Here is a 16,604-nt window from a genome sequence, read left to right as displayed (position 1 = left end):
CCGGACGGTCTGGATGCGCGCCGCCGCCTCCACCTACGGCGGTGGCGGCACCGAGCGCGGCGCACTGCGCGGGATCGGTCGCCGGCGAATCGCGCAGACCCCACACCGCGAACGGCGAAGGCGCGCCGGTGTAGGGGGTCACCTCGTAGTCGTCGGGCAGATGGTCGCGGGCCCGGTCGATGCGCGCGGGGTTGACCGCGAGGTTCAGCGTCGTCGACGGCACCGGCGCCGGCGCGGGCTCCGCCGGCTGGCCGCACGCGACACCGGTCATGGCCAGCGCGCAGATCGCGATCAGCCTCACGGGCTGTTGATACCACGTGCCGGGGCCGGGAGCGTGCGACGCTCAGGCGGCGTCGGCGGCGTCCTCGTCCGCGGGTTCGTCGGTGTCGTCCTCGGCTTCCGACGGCGCATCCGGGTCCTGCTCCTGCGCGGGCTCGGTTTCCTCAAGCTCCGCCTCATCGGGGTCCTCGGCCTCGGGTTCGTCGGCCAGCGGCTCGTCCTGCGGATCCGCCGGCGCGGTCGGCTCCTCGGGCTCGGCGGGCTCGTCGTCGGCCGCGCGGTCTCGATGCCGAGCGGCAGTCTCGGAAAGCGACTGCGGCGCAACGTCTTCCACATCACCTTCGGCCGCCGGCCCGGTGGGCAACTCCGGCCCCCCGACACCGAAAGTCCCGGGCTGGTCGGTGCCCAGCACCCGCCCGAGCCCGATCTCTTCGGTGAAGTTGTCCACGGCCACCGGGATCGACATGGCGAGCCGGGCCGCCAGCCGGGTGACGCTCGTGACCGGCCGCCAGTTGACCGGCGTCGGCACCCCCGGGTTGACGTCGCGGTCGTAGGCGTCCTCGATGAGCACGCGCAGTGGGGCGTCGATCGCCTTCAGGATCGCCCGCGGCACCAGCGGCGTCAGCGGCTGCAGCAGCGGCACGAGATCGGTCTCGACCAGGTAGTAGCCGGTGTCGCCGTGGCGGCCCTGGAAGCGCGCCTGCCGGAACGGCTCGTCGACGGTCTCGCCGTGCATCAGGCCGTATCCGAGCAGGGAGTTGAGCGTGGCGACAAGGTTGAGCGGGCGCACCGGGAAATCCCCGCCGAGACCGTCGTACTGGCGCACCAGGTCGACGGTCGGGAAGACGGGGCTGCCGTGCGGCCCGGACGGGACCGTCGGTGGGCGAGGCCCCGGGAAACGGGATCCGCAGGATCGGGATCGTCGGCCAGCCGTGCATCCGCATCAGCACGCCGCCGTTGGGGCGCATCGGGTTCGCGACGAGCATGAAGGACGCACCCGGGTCGCCCGGCTGGTACCGCTCGATCAGGTCGCGCTTGGCCAGCGACGCGATCACCGCGCTCTGCGAATACCCGAACACCAGCAGCGTGTCCCCGGCCTGGGGCGCGACGGTGCCGGGTCCCGGGGTCACGTCCGGGTCGGAGTTGAACACGCAATCGGCCTGCCCCCGCATACACCTGTGCAGGTTCACCAGGCCCTCGGCGACCGACGCTTCGAAGGTGAGCCGGCCGAGCGGGAAGAACTCCGCGGGGGTGACGACCGCGACGGCGTTGGTCACCGGCCCGGGCACCCCCGCGAACGCCGGCTCCAGGTGCGCGGTCACCGCGTTGTCGAGGTAGTCGGTCACAAACCGCGGCCCGTCCCTGGGACGGGCCAGCGGGTGGAAGGTGCCACCCATGATCAGCGCGGTGGTGTTCGCCGTCAGCATGACCGCGGTGCCCGAGCACATCCACGAGACGGGAAGCGCCGCCACGCTAGCGAGCACCAAAAAGAGCGCCGCAAACGGGCGAATGAACAGACCCATGTCCCGACCCCCCAACCATCGCGCCGGTACAGGCAACATGTACCACCGCAGAATCGGCGCCGGGCGGTTTCGGCAAACGCGGACCGGCCGTGGCCAGCAAATTCGCTCGCGTTGGGCTCGAAAACCCCCGTTCCCGCTCGATATGCTGCGCTGCGATCCGGCCTTCCGTCGCGCACCGATGTGACACCACTGGCCGGCGAACAGGAGACGACATGACCAACGCAATGCGGGCCGGCGTCACCGCGATCGCCGCCGTCGCGCTCGGGATCGGACTGTCCGCCTGCGGTTCGGACGGCTCGGGCGAGGAACCGGCGACCGGCGCGACGTCGGCGACATCGGAAACCGCCACCAGCGGCGCCCCCGCGCCGGCGTCTCCGTCACCGACGCCGACGGCCGGTCCGGGCAAGACGCTGGCGCAGTACATCGAGGAGAGCGGCTTCACCGAAACCCCGGTGCTGCGCGGAGATCCGGGCGCTCCGACGATCAACCTCCCGCTGCCCGCCGGTTGGGAGCCTGCCGGGCCGCGCGCCCCGCAGGGCGCCTACGACGCCATCATCTACACCGCCGACCCCACGGCGCCGAGTCCGCCGACGATCGTCGCGTTCGTCTCGAAGCTGACCGGCGAGGTGGATCCGGCGAAGGTCATCGAGTACGCCCCCAACGAAACCCGTAACCTGCCCGGATTTCAGGGCGCGGACAAGGGTGAGCCGAGCAATCTGGGCGGCTTCGACGCCACGCAGATCGGCGGCTTCTACACCAAGGACGGCATCAACCGCATGGTGGCCCAGAAGACCGTCGTGATTCCGGGCCAGGACGGCCTGTTCGTGCTCAAGCTCACCGCAGACGGCACCGAGGAGCTGGCGTACCCGTTGATGGAGGCCACCGCGGCCATCGACGACCAGACCACCATCACCCCCTGACCGTCAGGCGCGTGAGCGTTCCGAGGCCTCGGTGATCTGCTCGGGGGTCGGGCGCACCCCGGTGTAGCGCTCGAACTGTTCGGCCGCCTGCAGCGCGATCACCTGCGCGCCGGTGATCACCTGCGTCCCGGCGGCCCGGGCCGCCTTGATCAACGGTGTCTCCGACGGCAGCGCCACCACGTCGAACACGGTGCCGGCCGCAGCGATCGCGGCCTCACCGAAGGCGAGTTCGTGTTCCTCGGGAGCGCCGGTCATCCCGATCGGGGTGACGTTGACCAGGATCGGCGCGGTGACGGTGTCGACGTCGGCGACGTAGGTGTATCCGAGCCGGTCGGCGAGCGCTTCGCCGGTGTCCCGGTTACGGGCCGCGACACAGCCGGTGGTGAACCCGGCGCCGGTGAACGCCGCGCCCACCGCCTTGGCCATGCCGCCGCTGCCGCGGATCACCACCGGGTCGGCGGGGTTCAGCTCGTACTGTGCGATGAGTTGTTGCACCGCAAGGTAATCGGTGTTGGACGCGGTGAGCCGGCCGCCCGGCACGGAGAGGTCGTTGACGATCGTGTTCACCGACTCGATGGCCTGGGCCGACGGCTCGACGTCGTCGACCAGGGCGAGCACGTCCTCCTTGAAAGGCATCGAGACCGAGCAGCCGCGAATGCCGAGCGCGCGCACCCCGCCGATGGCCGCGACGATGTCGGTGGTGGTGAAGGCCTTGTACAGGAAATCGAGCCCCAGCACGTCGTAGAGGTGGTTGTGGAATCGGGTGCCGATGTTGCTCGAACGTCCCGCCAGCGAGATGCACACCGTGGTGTCCTTGCTCAGCGGGGGCCGGGTCATCCGGCGGCCCGGATCACCTGGCGCGCCATCCTGCAGATCTGGGTGACGAGCTCGTCGCCGAGCGGCAGATCGCCGGCCTCGGGCACCGCGATTTCGGTGACGACGACGTTGAGGTCGTCCCGGCGCCACACGGCGCCGAAGCGGTCGAGGATCGAGCGCATCGCGTAGTTGTCGCTGAACACCCGCGCGGTGAACCGCCGCACACCGTCGTAGCCGGCCGCTACCGAGATCGCATGCATCAGGAACGTGCCGACACCCCTGCCCTGGTAGGCGTCCCCGACGATGAACGCGACCTCCGCCACGTCGGAATCGTGTGTGTCGCGGACGAAGCGGACGTCGGCGACCACCGGCCCGTCCGGGCCCTCGGTCAGCACGAAGACGAAGTGGTCGCGGTAATCGACGGCGAACAGATAGGTCAGCAGGGACTTCGTCGGCGACCGCATCGACTGGAAACGCCGGTACAGCGTCTCGGTGGAGAACTCGATCGGCCCATTGGCGGTGCGTTCGACGTCGCCGGGCAGCACCGGCCGCAGATACAGGACGGTGCCGTCGCGCATCGTGACCGGGATCGGCGTGATGAACGCCGCGATCCGCTGGCGTGCGGTGCGCACCAGCCGGTCCACCATGCCGGGGACTTCGAGCATGGTCGCGAACGCTTCGCGGCCGCCGACCCAGCCGGTCAGCGGTTCGGTCGCCACCACCGTCGCGGTCCTGGGGGCGTCGCGCAGCAGCGCGATCTCGCCGACGATCAGCCCGGGCTCGACCTCGACGACGGTGTCGTGGCCGTCGGCGCCGGCGTGGGTGACCTCGGCGCGGCCAGTTTCGATCAACAGGAACGACACCGCCAGCTCGCCCTGTTGCATCAGCACCTGGCCGGCGGCCGCGGTCAGCGGGCGCAGCTGTGCGGCCAACGGCACCAGCGCCTCGACGCTGATGCCGTCGAAGACGGTCAGCTCCGCCAGGTCGTCGGCTCGAACGGTGGTCAGGCCGGACACAACACGAGGCTACGGGCGCGCGGGAACGTCGGGCAAGGACGCGCCAGCCGCCAGCAAACACCGGATGTGAGCTGCATCGCGTTCGGGCGGTTCCGATCCCGCCGGCCCGCGCCGCGCTGTTGGATGGCCGGGAGGTCAACGGCAACGAAACGGTGTGCGATGCAACGGGATCAGCGGCGCGCTGGTCACTACGAGTGGTTCAGTGGCTTCCTGAAGGCGCGTGGCGTCGCACGCACGGTGCGCCTGGCGATCGCCGGCACCGCACTGTCGATGGCCGGGGCGTTGCTCGTCCTGCTGACCGGCGCGGGCGGTCCGCAGGGACAGGTCGAGCGCGCGATGATGCTGCTCGCCGTCGGCGGCGGCGTCGCGGGCACGGCACTGTGGCTGTGGCGGTGGCCCACCCGCGCGCAGTCGGCCGCGTTCGCGGTGGTGACCTCGCTGTCGATCGCACTGGCGTGTGTCGCGTATCCGGATCCATTGGCGGGCCTGCTCGGATGCATCGCGTTCACCACGATCGGGGCCTATGCGGCGTTCTTCCATTCCACGCGGCTGGTGCTGGGCATGGCGCTGTTCGCCATCGCGGTGGCGCTGAGTCAGGCGGTGGAGTTGGCCGGGGACGGCCGGCCGGCACTGGCCTCGGTGGACTTCTTCCTCGTGATCCAGGCCAATATCGCGATGCCCGTCGCGATCCACGCGCTGCTGCGGGCGTTGCGCGGCGACCTGGTCGATGCCGACCTCGACCCGCTGACCGGTCTGCTGAACCGACGCGCGTTCCGCAGGCTGACCCTGAGCCTGTTCGACGGCCGCGCCCAGGACGGCTATCTGATGGTCGCGTTGCTGGATCTCGACGACTTCAAGGGGCTCAACGACGCGCACGGGCACCTCGTCGGGGATCAGGCGCTGGTGGCCGTCGCCGACGCACTGCGGGCGACCGCCACACCGACGGCGGTGATCGCGCGCTCGGGCGGCGAGGAATTCCTGATCGCCGACGTGGTGCCCTCGGCCGAAGCCGCACAGAGGTGCCAGCGGGTCTGCGACGCCATCGCCGAACTGCACACCCCCGTCACCGTCACGGCCAGCCTCGGCACCGCCGTCGCGGCGCTGGACGGCCTCGCACCGCGGGGCCGCGACGACGTCGTCGACCATCTCATCACCGCCGCCGACATGGCGATGTACCGTGCAAAACGCAACGGCGGCAATCAATGTCATCACCACGGCGTCTGGGCCTCACCAGGGTCGGCGTGACGGCCTCAGAGAGCGAGGAAATGTGCGTACGTTGATCACCGGAGTGGACGCCGAGGGCAGGTCCTGCATCGTCAGCGAGGACGAGCTGGTGTTGGACCAGCTGGCACCCGGATTCGCGATGGGCGTTCCGTTCGCGACGACGGTGAGCCCGCCGCCGTCGCGGCCCGCCGGCAGCGCACCGCTCATCGATCAGGGCATTGCGCCGGGGCTGGCCCGCTGGATGGTCGTCGAACTCGGCCCTGACTCAGAGACGCCGATGCACCACACCGACACGCTCGACCTGGAGACGGTGCTCTCCGGCAGTGTCGAACTCGTGCTCGACGATGGCGCCCACCGACTCGAGCAGGGCGATCTGGTGGTGCTGACGGGGGTGGACCACGCATGGCGGGCCGGGCCCGACGGGTGCCGGCTCAGCGCGGTGCTGATCGGTACGCCACCGCCGGCCTGACGGCTCGAGTACGGAGACACGATGGACCGGGAAACCTACGAGAAGGGCCGGGAGATCCGCACCACGGTGCTCGGCGCCGAGTACGTGCAACGCGCGGCCGCCGACGCCGACGAGTTCTCGCAGCCGCTGCAGGACCTCGTCACCGAATACTGTTGGGGCTCGGTGTGGGGACGCGACGGCCTGCCGCTGAAGACCCGCAGCATGCTCAACCTGGCGATGATCGCGGTGCTGAACCGGCCCAGGAACTGGCCACCCACATCAGGGGCGCCCTGGGCAACGGCGTCACCCGCGACGAGATCCGGGAGATCTTCCTGCAGGTCGGCGTCTACGCCGGGATCCCAGCCGCCGTCGACAGCTTCCCAGTGGCCAAGCGGCCGAGGCCGGCGCCTCGGTGCGCGATGTCGCCGACCGCAGCGAGACGGTGCTGGCGAGCCTGCCCACCCCGCAGGTGTCGAACGCCGTCGCATCGGAGGTGGCCCAGGGTTCGGCGGTACGCCGGTTCGTCGACCTGTCGACGGTGGGACAGCAAGCGGCGCAACACGATCGGGATCTTCTCGCGGCCCACGACATCGCGGCCCTGGACAGCCCGGTCAGCGGCGGCGTGCACGGCACAGGCCGGCACCCTCGCCGTGATGGTGTCGGGCCCGCGGCACGAATTCGACACGCTGGAACCGGTTTTCGCGGTGATCGGGCGGCCGGTCTTCGTCTCCGAACAGCCCGGCGCGGCGCAGACGATGAAGCTGATCAACAACCTGATGGCGGCCGCCACGCTGGCCGCGACCGCCGAAGTCGTGGTCATGGGGGTCAAGGCCGGCTTGGACCCCCGGGTGATGATCGACGTGCTCAATGCCGGCTCGGGCGCCACCCACGCCAGCCGGGACAAGTTCCCGCGGGCGGTGCTGCCCCGCACCTTGGACTACGGCTTCGCCACCGGGCTGATGACCAAGGACGTGCTGCTGTATCTGGACGAGGCGCACGCGGCCGGCTCCCCCACCCCGCTGGCGGAATCGGTGGCACGGCTGTGGCAGCAGACCCAGACCGAGGAGGGGCCTGCGTCGGACTTCACGTCGGTGGTCAAGCCGTTCGAGCGGGCCGCCGGGGTGACGATCGGTCCCACGTGACGCAGCCGATATTGCTCGCTTCCTAATAGTTAGCGGACGATGTAACCCATGGCCGCGCCCGTCACCGAGGACACCGACCCGCTCGCGCTCGAGCGCCAGGTCTGTTTCGCGTTGGCGGCCACCAACCGGGCCGTCCTGGCCGTGTACCGGCCGCTGCTGGAACCCCTCGGGCTGACGCATCCGCAGTACCTGGTGATGCTGTCGCTGTGGGACCACCAGAGGCGATCCGTCGGGCAACCGTCTCCGCTGTCGGTCAAGCAGATCGCCAAGGCCCTGCAGATGGATTCGGCGACGCTGTCACCGATGCTCAAGCGGCTGGAGGCGACGGGTCTGATCACCCGCGCCCGCAACGCCATGGACGAACGTGCCACCGATGTCCAGCTCACCGAGTCCGGTGCCGCGCTACGCGAGCGTGCGCTGGAGATACCGTCGGCCGTCGTCGCACGGCTCGGTGTCGACCTGGCCGAACTGGAGCATCTGCACGAAGTCCTGACCCGCATCAACTCGGCCGCGCTGGCGGCCGGCGCGCTGCAATCTTGAACGCCACGCAAAGGAGAGCGCCGATGGCCCCCGACGAGCCGCAAGGCACCGACAAACCGACCATGTGGCAGTACCTCACGTACTGCTACGGACGACGACTGCCCGCGTCGATGAACCGGTGGGTCGCCGAGGACCTGGCCGGGCAGGGCGCGATCCGCAGACACATGATCCGCTACGCCATCCCCCCGCTGCTGATCCTGGCGCCGCTGTGGCTGATTCCCGCACCGATCTACATGCGGCTGGAGATGACCGCACCGATCTACATCTGGGCGCTGCTGATGGCGCTGGCGCTGAACAAGGTGTGGCGCAGGCACCGACTGGCCCGGCACGGGCTCGACCCGAATTTGGTCGACGTGATCAAGCGCAAACGCGACGCCCAGATGCACGAGGACTACATCCGACGGTTCGGGCCGCGGCCCGACGACGCCCAGGCCCAGTCCAACAGCAGTCCGTTCTGACCGTTTGAGTGGGGTGGCCTGGTGTAAACGGGCGTCAGTGGAAAACCAGCGCGCGGGCTGGGTGGCCGCCGCGACAAACCGGCGCGCTCGTCAACCGCAACTCCGAAAACGCAGGCCTGTCACCGGACCGGACTACTCTCCCCATCGTGGGGATTACGTCGTCGGTTCTGCGCTATCGGCGCCTGCAGCAGGAGGCCCCGGAGTGGTCGCTGCTGCGTGCCCGAACCGCAGCCCTGATCGTCGCCGTGGTACAGGACTACTTTCCACCGGAACGACGCATCCGGTCCGCTGCCGAAGTGATCACCGAACTCGACCGGGATCTGGAGAGACTCCGTGAGTCGGGCGCCGAGTTCGAATCCACCGCGACGGCGTACGTCACCGGCTGGGTGAGTGCGGGCTACCTGATCCGGCGCCCGGGTGAAGCGCGCGGCAGCGAGACGCTCGCGCCGTCGGCGGCAGCGCTGAACGCCGTGGCGATGGTGAGCGGGATCGAGGCGCCTCAGCGCGCGGCCTCAGCATCACGACTCGGCTCCATAGCGGCGAATCTCATTTTTCTACAACGTGATTCGGATCCCAACTCCGCAACCAGGCTGGCCTTGCTGGAGGCCGAGCGCACCGCTGTCGAAAACCGGATCGCAGAGGTGCAGCGCGGGGAGTTCCCAGTGCTGGACACGGAGGCCGCCAGGGAACGCGTCGCCGAGACGCTGGGACTGGCCCAGGAGGTGCCCGTGGATTTCGCTCGGGTGCGATCCACCATCGAAGGGCTCAGCCGAGAGTTGCGCGCCAAGATCCTCGACGACAGCGCGGAGGCCGGCGCAACGTTGGGCAACGTGTTCCGCGGGGTCGACTTGCTGGCCGAATCCGAGGCCGGCCGGTCCGTGAACGGCTTCTACGACGTGATCCTCGACGCCGAACAGTCGAGCCGCCTGCAGGAAGCCATCAGCGCGATCCTGTCTCGGGATTTCGCCGCCGAACTCTCCGCGCAGCAGCGTTCCGAGTTGCGAGGTCTGCTCTCCCGACTCGAAGACGAAGCCGCGACCGTGCGCCAGACCATGGTGCTGTTGTCGCGGTCGCTGCGCCACTTCGTGCTGTCCCGTCAGTACGAGGAGCACCGGCGGCTCCGTCAACTGATCCAGCGCTGCCAGTCGCTGGCCGTGCAGGTGAGCGCGCACCACCGCCCTGAGAAACCGTTGAGTCTGGAGCTCACACGGATCGGCATGCAGATCCGGTCGATCGCCGCACTCAGGCTGCACAATCCCGGCGAGGGCCGGGTGCCCACCGACTTCGAACGGCACGACGCCGGCGAAGTCGACTTCGCTGAGCTTGCCGCCCAGGTCCGCGAATCCGAAATCGACTTCGAAGAACTCCGCACCAATGTCATCGCGACCTTGTGGAGCACGGCAGGGCCCGTGACCATCGGGCAAGTCCTGCAGGAGCATCCAGCCACCCAGGGTCTGGCCAGCATCGTGGGCCTGATGGTGCTCGGCGCCGAACATGGTGACACCGCCGACAGCACCGAGCGCGTGACGTTCGAACGGCGCACCGTCCGCTTGCCGACCATAACCTTCGCACCCGGTAGCTTCGAGGATCATCGGTGAACGACGACGACGAAGCTTTCCCGTTCGACGCCCGGCGCGCGCTCGTCCAGTTGCTCCGCGGCCCCGTGGTGACTCACGACGCGCATCGTCAGCAGTGGTCGGCGATTCTCACCCATCGCGCCGAGATCGAACGACGCCTCGCCGACGTCTTCCTCGATCTGGTCCTCGACGAGGACGACGGCATCGCATTCACCCGGCCGCAGCCGGCCCCCGACGATCCCAGACTCGCTCCGCCGCAGGTGCTGCGCACAGAGACCCTCACATTCATGGACACCCTGGTGGTACTGGCATTGCGCTACGAGTTGTTGGTGGCGCAGCCCGGCCAGCGGGTGATCGTGGAGTATGACGACATCGTCGCCGGCATGGACCCCTATCGTGGCCGCTATACGACCGACGACGCCGGATTCCGAAAACGGATCAACGCGTCGTGGGAGAAGATGAAGAAGTACTCGCTGGTCTCCCAGGTCGACACCCCGGGCCGGTTCGAGGTATCACCAGTGCTCCGGCAGTTGTTCGACGCCGACGAGGTGGCCCTCGTCGAAGCCGAGTACCGGCGTCTCCTGGACATCCACGCAGAGGTCCCGGATGGCTGAGGATCTACTCCGGCACGGCCAGCATCGGCTCGCCCGCGTGCAACTCTTCAACTGGGGTACCTTCGACGGCTACCACGACCTGCCGGTCGCACGTCGCGGGTTCTTGATCACCGGCCCGTCGGGCTCTGGCAAGTCGACGTTGCTGGACGCGATCTCCGCAGTCCTCGTGCCGCCGACGAAACTAAGTTTCAACGCCGCCGCGCAGGGCCGCGGTCGCACCGTGGCGTCCTACATCCGGGGCGCGTACGCCCGCGGATCCGATGCCGAGACGCGTGAGCTAAGGGTGCGGTATCTGCGCGACGGTGCGACCTGGAGCGCGGTGGGACTCACCATGACGACGGCCGGTACCGGCGATGACACGGTCACCACGCTGGTAGCGCTGTTCCACCTCAAGCGAGGCAGCAATGATCTCGGGGAATCAGGCCGCGCGTTCCTGCTGTTCGACCACGACCTCGACATCACCGACCTCCGGCACGTGGTCACCGACGGCATCAACGTGCGCGCCTTGAAGAAGCGCTGGCCGGAAGCTCTCTACAACAAGAGTTACCCGCAGTTCGGTCAACGCCTACGTGCCCGGTTGGGCATCGCCGACGAGAACGCCCAGCTGCTGTTGCACCGCGCCATGTCCGCCAAGGGCCTCGACAGCCTGGACCGGCTGTTCCGCGATTACATGCTCGACGAGCCGGACACGTTCGCCGAGGCACGCCGCGCGGTGGAGTTCTTCGCCGACCTCGACGAAGCGCACCGCCGGGTGGTTCAGACAAGGAAACAGATCGCCGCGCTGACACCGTTGGAGGAGTTGACCGTGGCGCGGGACCGCACCGATCAGGAGGCCCGGGAACTCGGTGAGGAGCTGACCGCGCTTGATGGGCTCTCCGCGCGATTCGAGCTCGAGCTGGCCGAGAGCTGGCGCGGTGACGCCGAATCCGCGTACGCCGACGCGGTCACGCGCGAGGAACAGGCAGGCTCGCGACGGCAGGCCGCTGCCGTCACCCTGAGGGAGGCAGAACGCGCCCGCGACGGTAATCGGAGTTTGCGCGAACTCACCGATGCACTCGACCACGCGGAGGAACGGGTGCAGCGCGTGCTCACCGCCCGCCGCCGGATGGGCGAGGCACTGCGATCCTGGAATGCGACAGTGCCGGACACCGCCGAGGAGTTCGCGACCGTTCGGTCTCAGATCACCAGGGAGACAGCAGAACTCGTAGAAAAATCCGATCAGCACGATGCCGCCTACGGCGCCCTGATGCTGGCCTCCTCGCGCGCCGACGACCAGGTCAGCGACCTCAGACAACAGATCGCCGCGCTGGCTCGCGAGAAGTCGAACCTCGATCACAAACTACTCAAGGCGCGGGCCCTGATCGTGGCAACCGCTGGACTGCCCGCGCGCTCACTGCCGTTCGCCGGCGAACTGATCGACGTCACCGCCCCCGATTGGGCAGGCGCGGCCGAGCGGGTGCTCGGCGGACTTGGTCGCACGATGCTGGTTGCCGAAGAACACGCCGACGATGTCGCCGCCGCCGTCGATGCCGCACATCTGGGCACACGACTGGTATGGCGGCGGGTGAACCTGAGCCGCACACACCGGGTGCCGGCCGTCGATGCCGGGTCCATCGTCAACGTGCTGCGGGTCGCCGAATCACCTTGGCAGCACTGGCTTCATTTCGAGCTTGCGACCCGGTTCGATTACCAGCGGGTCGACGACGCGAGCGAACTGAAGCGGTATCAACGCGCGGTGACACGCGCCGGTCAGACCCGAAACGGTGACCGCCACATCAAGGACGACCGGCACAGGGTCGACGATCGGACCCAGTACGTGCTGGGTACGAACAACGACAGCAAGCTCGAGATTCTGCGCGATGCGCTGCGTAAGTCCGAGATCGCCGCTGATTCCGCCCGGAAGAGGGCCGACGCGGCGCGCGTCGAATCCGGCAACCGCCGTGATCGCATCGCGTCCGCTCCGAGCATCGTTGCCGTGCAGTGGGACGAGATCGACCTCGGCAGCGCCGAAGCCCACCGCCTGGGTGTGACCGAACAGCTCGCTGCGCTGCGCGGCGATGCCGAGGTCGATCGGTTGGAAGGAGCCGTCAAAGAAGCCCAGCACGTGGCCGACACAACTGAGGCGGCATACCAGGACGCACGCGATGCTCTGCACACCGCGCGCGAGCACGCCAATCGGGTCGAAGCGCGGATCGAAGAACTGTGCAGGACGGCGGTGGAGTCTGCCGCGCCGCCCGACGCACTGACGGCGCGTTACCGGGCACGTTTTGACGACGGACGGCGGGCCACCTTGCGACTCGATGGGTTCCCCGCCGCGGAAAAGGCCGTGGCGAACCAGATTCGGGCCGCACACTCGCAGGCGGAAAAGTCGCTTATGCAGACGCAACACGCCATCGAATCGGTGTTGCAACAGTATCTGCACGACTGGCCGCATCCGGAGCTGGCAGCGGAGTCCGGCTACGCGGATGACGCTGTGGCCTTTCTGCGGCGCCTGCGCGCCGATGATCTACCGAGCGTGGAGAATCGGTTCTTCGAGCTCAACGACCGTCAGTCGAATCAAAACTTGGGCACGCTGGCGATGCGGATCCGCCGCGCCGCGGGTGAGATTCGGCGCCGCATCGACGAGGTCAACTCATCGTTGGCCCGCTCGGAATTCGACCGCGGTCGATTCTTGAAGATCGACGTTCGCGACTCCCCACACCCCGATGTGACCGAATTCCTCGCCGCTATCGCACGTGTGCAGGAGCGATCGCTGCTCGCCGATGACCGTCGATCCCAGGAGCAACGATTCGAACGGATGCGGGAGTTGCTCGGTCGGCTCGGTTCGTCAGATCCGGGCGACGTCGCCTGGCGCAACCGGTGTCTGGACACCCGCCGTCACGTCACGTTCGTCGGTGTCGAGATCGACACCGACGGAATCGCGGTCAACCACCATGATTCGTCGGACGCCCTGTCGGGCGGGCAGGCGCAGAAGCTCGTGTTCTTCTGCCTCGCCGCGGCACTTCGTTACCAACTCGTCGGACCCGACGCCGATCTGCCGATGTATGGCACGGTGATCCTCGACGAGGCATTCGACCGCTCGGATCCCGAGTACACACGCCGTGCCGCTGATGTGTTCGACCAGTTCGGTTTTCATCTCGTCCTCGCCACACCGTTGAAGATGATCCGGACATTGCAGGAGTACGTGGGCGGCGTCGCCACCGTGTCGATCCGTGATTCGAAGGCGTCTCGCCTGGCAGTCGCGTCGATCGGCGAGGCCGACGATGGGTGATCCGCCCAAACTCGTGCTGCCCGCCGACATCACCGAGAAAGCGCGGCGCGTAGTCGACCGCAACCTCAAGTCGTGGTTGTTCGGCGGGACGGTTGCTCCGCTGATAACCCGACTCGGAAGTCCGACGGAGGCGCACGTCGCTGCTCACCGATCGGCGGTCGAGGCGTGGGTCCGCGCGTGGCAGAGTTCCGGGCTCGACGTCAGCTGGGAGGAACGGCGCTGGCCCAGCTTAGGCCGGCAATTGTTGCCGGGAACGGTCACACTCGAAGACGTCGACGCGATCACATCGGCGGCGGGCGCTACCGCACGCTGGCACAGGGCGCAGGAGCGCTGCGCCCGCCTGCGGAGCCTGGCTGATGAACCGACCTGGCGGGATGTGCTCGTCAGAACATTCCGGCGCTGGAATTCGATGGCAGACAGCGATTTTGATCGCTTGCTTGGCGTCCTGCAGTGGCTGCGACAGCACCCGGACTCAGGGCTGTTGATACGGCAGCTGCCGATTCCGGGTGTTGACAGCAAATGGTTGGGCACCCACCGTGCCGCCGTGGGATCGCTCGCGGTGCCGCTCGGAATACCGGAGCACCTGGGGCTGCGGGAACGCGAGCTTCTCCGCGCTGTTGCCATCCTCGATCCTGCGCTGCGGCACGGCCTTCCACGCCTGTTCGCAGCCTCGGACGCTGAGCTGGCATCCGTTGACCTCGCACCGCCGCTGGTCGTCGTGGTGGAGAACCTGCAGACGCTGGAAGCGATGCCCGACCTGCCGAACACCGTCGCCGTGTTCGGGTGGGGAGACAACGTGATGGCGGTCGCCGAGTTCCATTGGGTGCTTGCGGCACGAACGGTGCTCTACTGGGGGGATCTCGACACGCACGGCTTCGCCATCATGGCCCGCTTCCGGGCGAACCGTCCCTGCGACAGTCTGCTGATGGACTACGCCACACTGCAGACATGGCGTGATCTCGCAGTCCCGCACCCAGCCACAGAGTTCGTGGACTCCGAATTGCTGACAAGAGACGAACTCGCAGCGCTGGATCTGCTGCGCCGTGACGGTCTGCGACTGGAGCAGGAACGAATTCCGATGGCCGCCGCCGGTGAACAGTTGCGGTCTCGGCTGTCGCGAATTGATCTGAGCGAGGGCTCCATTCCACGAAATTTCTCGTAAACGCCCCGAATCACCCCTACGCGGCGTCCGGGCGACACGGTCACCCTGTCGGGGGCCGTCCGCCGTGGCAACATGTCCTCGAGCTGGGACAGCTAGCTTCGGAGGTACGGTGGCAGTCATCGACATGCGCACGATCATGTTGTTCTTCGCTGCAGTGCACCTCCTTCTCTGTGTTCTGATGAGGTGGGGCACGCGCAATGATGCTTCGCCGGCCCTGGCCACGTGGAGCTCGTCGAACTTTCTCTCAGCCGCGGCCTGGCTACTCATCGCGCTGCGCGACATCATCCCGGACTGGGCGTCAATCCCTGTCGCCAACTCATTGCTGATCTTCAGCTGGGCATTACTTCTGGTCGGCATGCAGCAGTTTTCTGGCAAAAATCCGCACTGGTATCTGGCCGCATTGCCCGCGTGCACCGTCTTCATCCTTTTCGTGTGGGTACCGCCCGTGCGCGACGATCTCGGCGTGCGAGTCATGGTGGTCAACGGATTTCTGCTTCTCTGCCTGCTGGTGCTGGTCGTGCTGGTCGTCCGGGACCAGAGAAACGAGCGGCTCCGGGCGAGGCTGGTAGTGCTCATCGCTGTCGCCGTGGCGGCTGATCGAACGTTGCACGAGCCATCGCCCCGGCCAGCTTGCGGCCGACGCGGGGTTTCTCCAAGCTGGCGCCGCCCAGGAGTTCGGGATTTTCGTACAGGGTGTCGCTCTTCTCGGCTGGGGAATCGGACTCATGCTGATGAACCAGGAAAGGCTTGAGAACCGTCTGCACGAAGCGGTCACGCACGACCCGTTGACCGATGCACTCAATCGGCGCGGCTTCGACGAGGCGGTAGCCAAGGCAAAGCCAACCTCAGGAGCCATCGCGGTCATCGATATCGACCGTTTCAAAAGCATCAACGACTCCTACGGTCACGACGTCGGCGACCAGGTGCTACGCGAGTGCGCGATGACGCTCAAAGGTCTGGTGGGTCCCGGAGAACTGGTGTGCCGCTACGGCGGAGAGGAGTTCTGCCTGCTGCTCAATGTCAGCGACGAGGACCGCATCCACGCCCGCGCCGACAGCATTCGCGCCGCCATCGCAGCGCAGCGCTTGTCGAGCGGTGACGCCGAAATCGACGTGCGCGCGTCGATCGGCGTGGCGGTCGCGCCCGAAACCGCGCCGTTCTCGCTCGTCCAGCTGATGTCGGCGGCCGACAAGGCGCTGTACAGAGCCAAGCGGCAAGGTCGTGACCGAGTAGTGGTCCACCGATGCGGCGTCAATGACGACCAGCTCAGCGAGCTTCCGCTGACCTGAGGTTTCACTGTGGAGCCAAGGGAATCGCTGGGGCGAAGCAGCCGTTGATCCAGTTCCGTCGCCACGGTGTTTCTGACATCGTCAGCCCTTCCCGCCGAGCTCACACTCGGCGTGTCAGACCAAAATCAGATCCACCATTGTTCAGACAGTCCCATGAGATCCGCCGCCTGCGCTGTCCGGATTTGTCGGTGCTCGAATGTATGTACTGCTTATCTGCTTAAGTGGACCTATGCTGTTCAGCGTGGGTGTCGAGGGCGCTCCCGTGGGCGGTGTGGACTACCCGCGGACCTATCAAGAATTCCGGGCGTGGTTTCCCGATGACGCC

At 67.7% G+C, this 16,604-nt stretch carries 16 protein-coding genes and 3 pseudogenes; 14 read left to right on the top strand and 5 right to left on the bottom strand.

The features are described from left to right. The 3 genes and pseudogenes from ASJ79_RS02445 to ASJ79_RS34920 all read right to left on the bottom strand — a co-directional run. The coding region (locus ASJ79_RS02445) for a DUF5642 family protein (protein ID WP_197420045.1) at window positions 1–301 on the bottom strand (301 nt) is incomplete at its 3' end. A gap of 42 nt (window positions 302–343) precedes the next feature. Beyond that, complete coding sequence (locus ASJ79_RS34705) at window positions 344–1,105, bottom strand: PE-PPE domain-containing protein (RefSeq protein WP_067952871.1); 762 nt, start codon at window positions 1,103–1,105, stop codon at window positions 344–346. A 118-nt stretch (window positions 1,106–1,223) separates the two neighbouring features. Further along, a pseudogene (locus tag ASJ79_RS34920) lies at window positions 1,224–1,676 on the bottom strand (PE-PPE domain-containing protein); the annotation flags it as partial. Here ASJ79_RS34920 and ASJ79_RS33615 point away from each other — a divergent pair. Both ASJ79_RS33615 and ASJ79_RS02430 read left to right on the top strand, forming a co-directional pair. Next, a complete protein-coding gene (locus ASJ79_RS33615) occupies window positions 1,675–1,986 on the top strand; it encodes a hypothetical protein (protein WP_231750687.1) in 312 nt (103 codons plus the stop codon). The pseudogene ASJ79_RS34920 and the gene ASJ79_RS33615 sit on opposite strands and share 2 nt — an antisense overlap. Window positions 1,987–2,014: 28 nt before the next feature. Then, on the top strand, window positions 2,015–2,722 hold the full coding sequence (locus ASJ79_RS02430) for an LpqN/LpqT family lipoprotein (RefSeq protein ID WP_067952867.1): 708 nt from the start codon (window positions 2,015–2,017) through the stop codon (window positions 2,720–2,722). Between the two features lie 3 nt (window positions 2,723–2,725). Here ASJ79_RS02430 and ASJ79_RS02425 read toward each other — a convergent pair whose 3' ends face one another. Continuing rightward, entirely contained in the window at window positions 2,726–3,559 is an 834-nt protein-coding gene (locus ASJ79_RS02425) for a shikimate 5-dehydrogenase (RefSeq protein ID WP_067952866.1), read from the bottom strand. Further along, entirely contained in the window at window positions 3,556–4,554 is a 999-nt protein-coding gene (locus ASJ79_RS02420) for a GNAT family N-acetyltransferase (protein WP_067952864.1), read from the bottom strand. The genes ASJ79_RS02425 and ASJ79_RS02420 overlap by 4 nt, the downstream gene beginning before the upstream one ends. Window positions 4,555–4,713: 159 nt before the next feature. On the opposite strand from ASJ79_RS02420, the gene ASJ79_RS02415 reads away from it, so the two are divergent. The 12 genes and pseudogenes from ASJ79_RS02415 to ASJ79_RS02360 all read left to right on the top strand — a co-directional run bounded on the left by ASJ79_RS02415 (window position 4,714) and on the right by ASJ79_RS02360 (window position 16,279). Then, window positions 4,714–5,799 (top strand): diguanylate cyclase, encoded by a 1,086-nt coding sequence (locus tag ASJ79_RS02415; RefSeq protein ID WP_067952862.1) that lies wholly within the window; start codon window positions 4,714–4,716, stop codon window positions 5,797–5,799. 22 nt (window positions 5,800–5,821) lie between these two features. Beyond that, window positions 5,822–6,247 carry a cupin domain-containing protein gene (locus ASJ79_RS02410; RefSeq protein ID WP_067952860.1) on the top strand — a complete coding sequence of 142 codons (426 nt, stop codon included), beginning with the start codon at window positions 5,822–5,824 and terminating at the stop codon, window positions 6,245–6,247. A gap of 21 nt (window positions 6,248–6,268) precedes the next feature. Then, a pseudogene (locus ASJ79_RS30630) lies at window positions 6,269–6,618 on the top strand (carboxymuconolactone decarboxylase family protein); the annotation flags it as partial. After that, window positions 6,612–7,368, top strand: a pseudogene (locus tag ASJ79_RS02400) (NAD(P)-dependent oxidoreductase); the annotation flags it as partial. The pseudogenes ASJ79_RS30630 and ASJ79_RS02400, both read left to right, overlap by 7 nt. 48 nt (window positions 7,369–7,416) lie before the next feature. After that, on the top strand, window positions 7,417–7,908 hold the full coding sequence (locus ASJ79_RS02395; protein WP_067952855.1) for a MarR family winged helix-turn-helix transcriptional regulator: 492 nt from the start codon (window positions 7,417–7,419) through the stop codon (window positions 7,906–7,908). 23 nt (window positions 7,909–7,931) lie between these two features. Next, window positions 7,932–8,366 (top strand): DUF5313 domain-containing protein, encoded by a 435-nt coding sequence (locus ASJ79_RS02390; protein WP_067952854.1) that lies wholly within the window; start codon window positions 7,932–7,934, stop codon window positions 8,364–8,366. 146 nt (window positions 8,367–8,512) lie between these two features. Next, the gene (locus ASJ79_RS02385) at window positions 8,513–9,964 is read left to right on the top strand and encodes a DUF3375 domain-containing protein (RefSeq protein WP_067952852.1); all 1,452 of its coding nucleotides are present in this window, start codon (window positions 8,513–8,515) and stop codon (window positions 9,962–9,964) included. After that, complete coding sequence (locus ASJ79_RS02380; protein WP_067952851.1) at window positions 9,961–10,557, top strand: DUF4194 domain-containing protein; 597 nt, start codon at window positions 9,961–9,963, stop codon at window positions 10,555–10,557. The genes ASJ79_RS02385 and ASJ79_RS02380 overlap by 4 nt, the downstream gene beginning before the upstream one ends. Then, window positions 10,550–13,828: an ATP-binding protein gene (locus tag ASJ79_RS02375; protein WP_067952848.1), complete on the top strand. Its 3,279-nt coding sequence runs from the start codon at window positions 10,550–10,552 to the stop codon at window positions 13,826–13,828. Before ASJ79_RS02380 ends, ASJ79_RS02375 begins: the two co-directional genes overlap by 8 nt. Beyond that, on the top strand, window positions 13,821–14,990 hold the full coding sequence (locus ASJ79_RS02370) for a DUF3322 domain-containing protein (RefSeq protein ID WP_067952846.1): 1,170 nt from the start codon (window positions 13,821–13,823) through the stop codon (window positions 14,988–14,990). The genes ASJ79_RS02375 and ASJ79_RS02370 overlap by 8 nt, the downstream gene beginning before the upstream one ends. Window positions 14,991–15,099: 109 nt before the next feature. Beyond that, window positions 15,100–15,741, top strand: coding sequence for a hypothetical protein (locus tag ASJ79_RS31895; protein ID WP_156448253.1), 642 nt, complete (start codon window positions 15,100–15,102; stop codon window positions 15,739–15,741). Further along, a complete protein-coding gene (locus tag ASJ79_RS02360) occupies window positions 15,716–16,279 on the top strand; it encodes a GGDEF domain-containing protein (protein ID WP_067952843.1) in 564 nt (187 codons plus the stop codon). The genes ASJ79_RS31895 and ASJ79_RS02360 overlap by 26 nt, the downstream gene beginning before the upstream one ends. The last annotated feature ends 325 nt before the right edge of the window (window positions 16,280–16,604 follow it).

The organism is Mycobacterium sp. NAZ190054 (assembly GCF_001545925.1).
Taxonomy (GTDB): Bacteria; Actinomycetota; Actinomycetes; order Mycobacteriales; family Mycobacteriaceae; genus Mycobacterium.
This window is presented reverse-complemented; position numbering and strand designations above follow the sequence as displayed.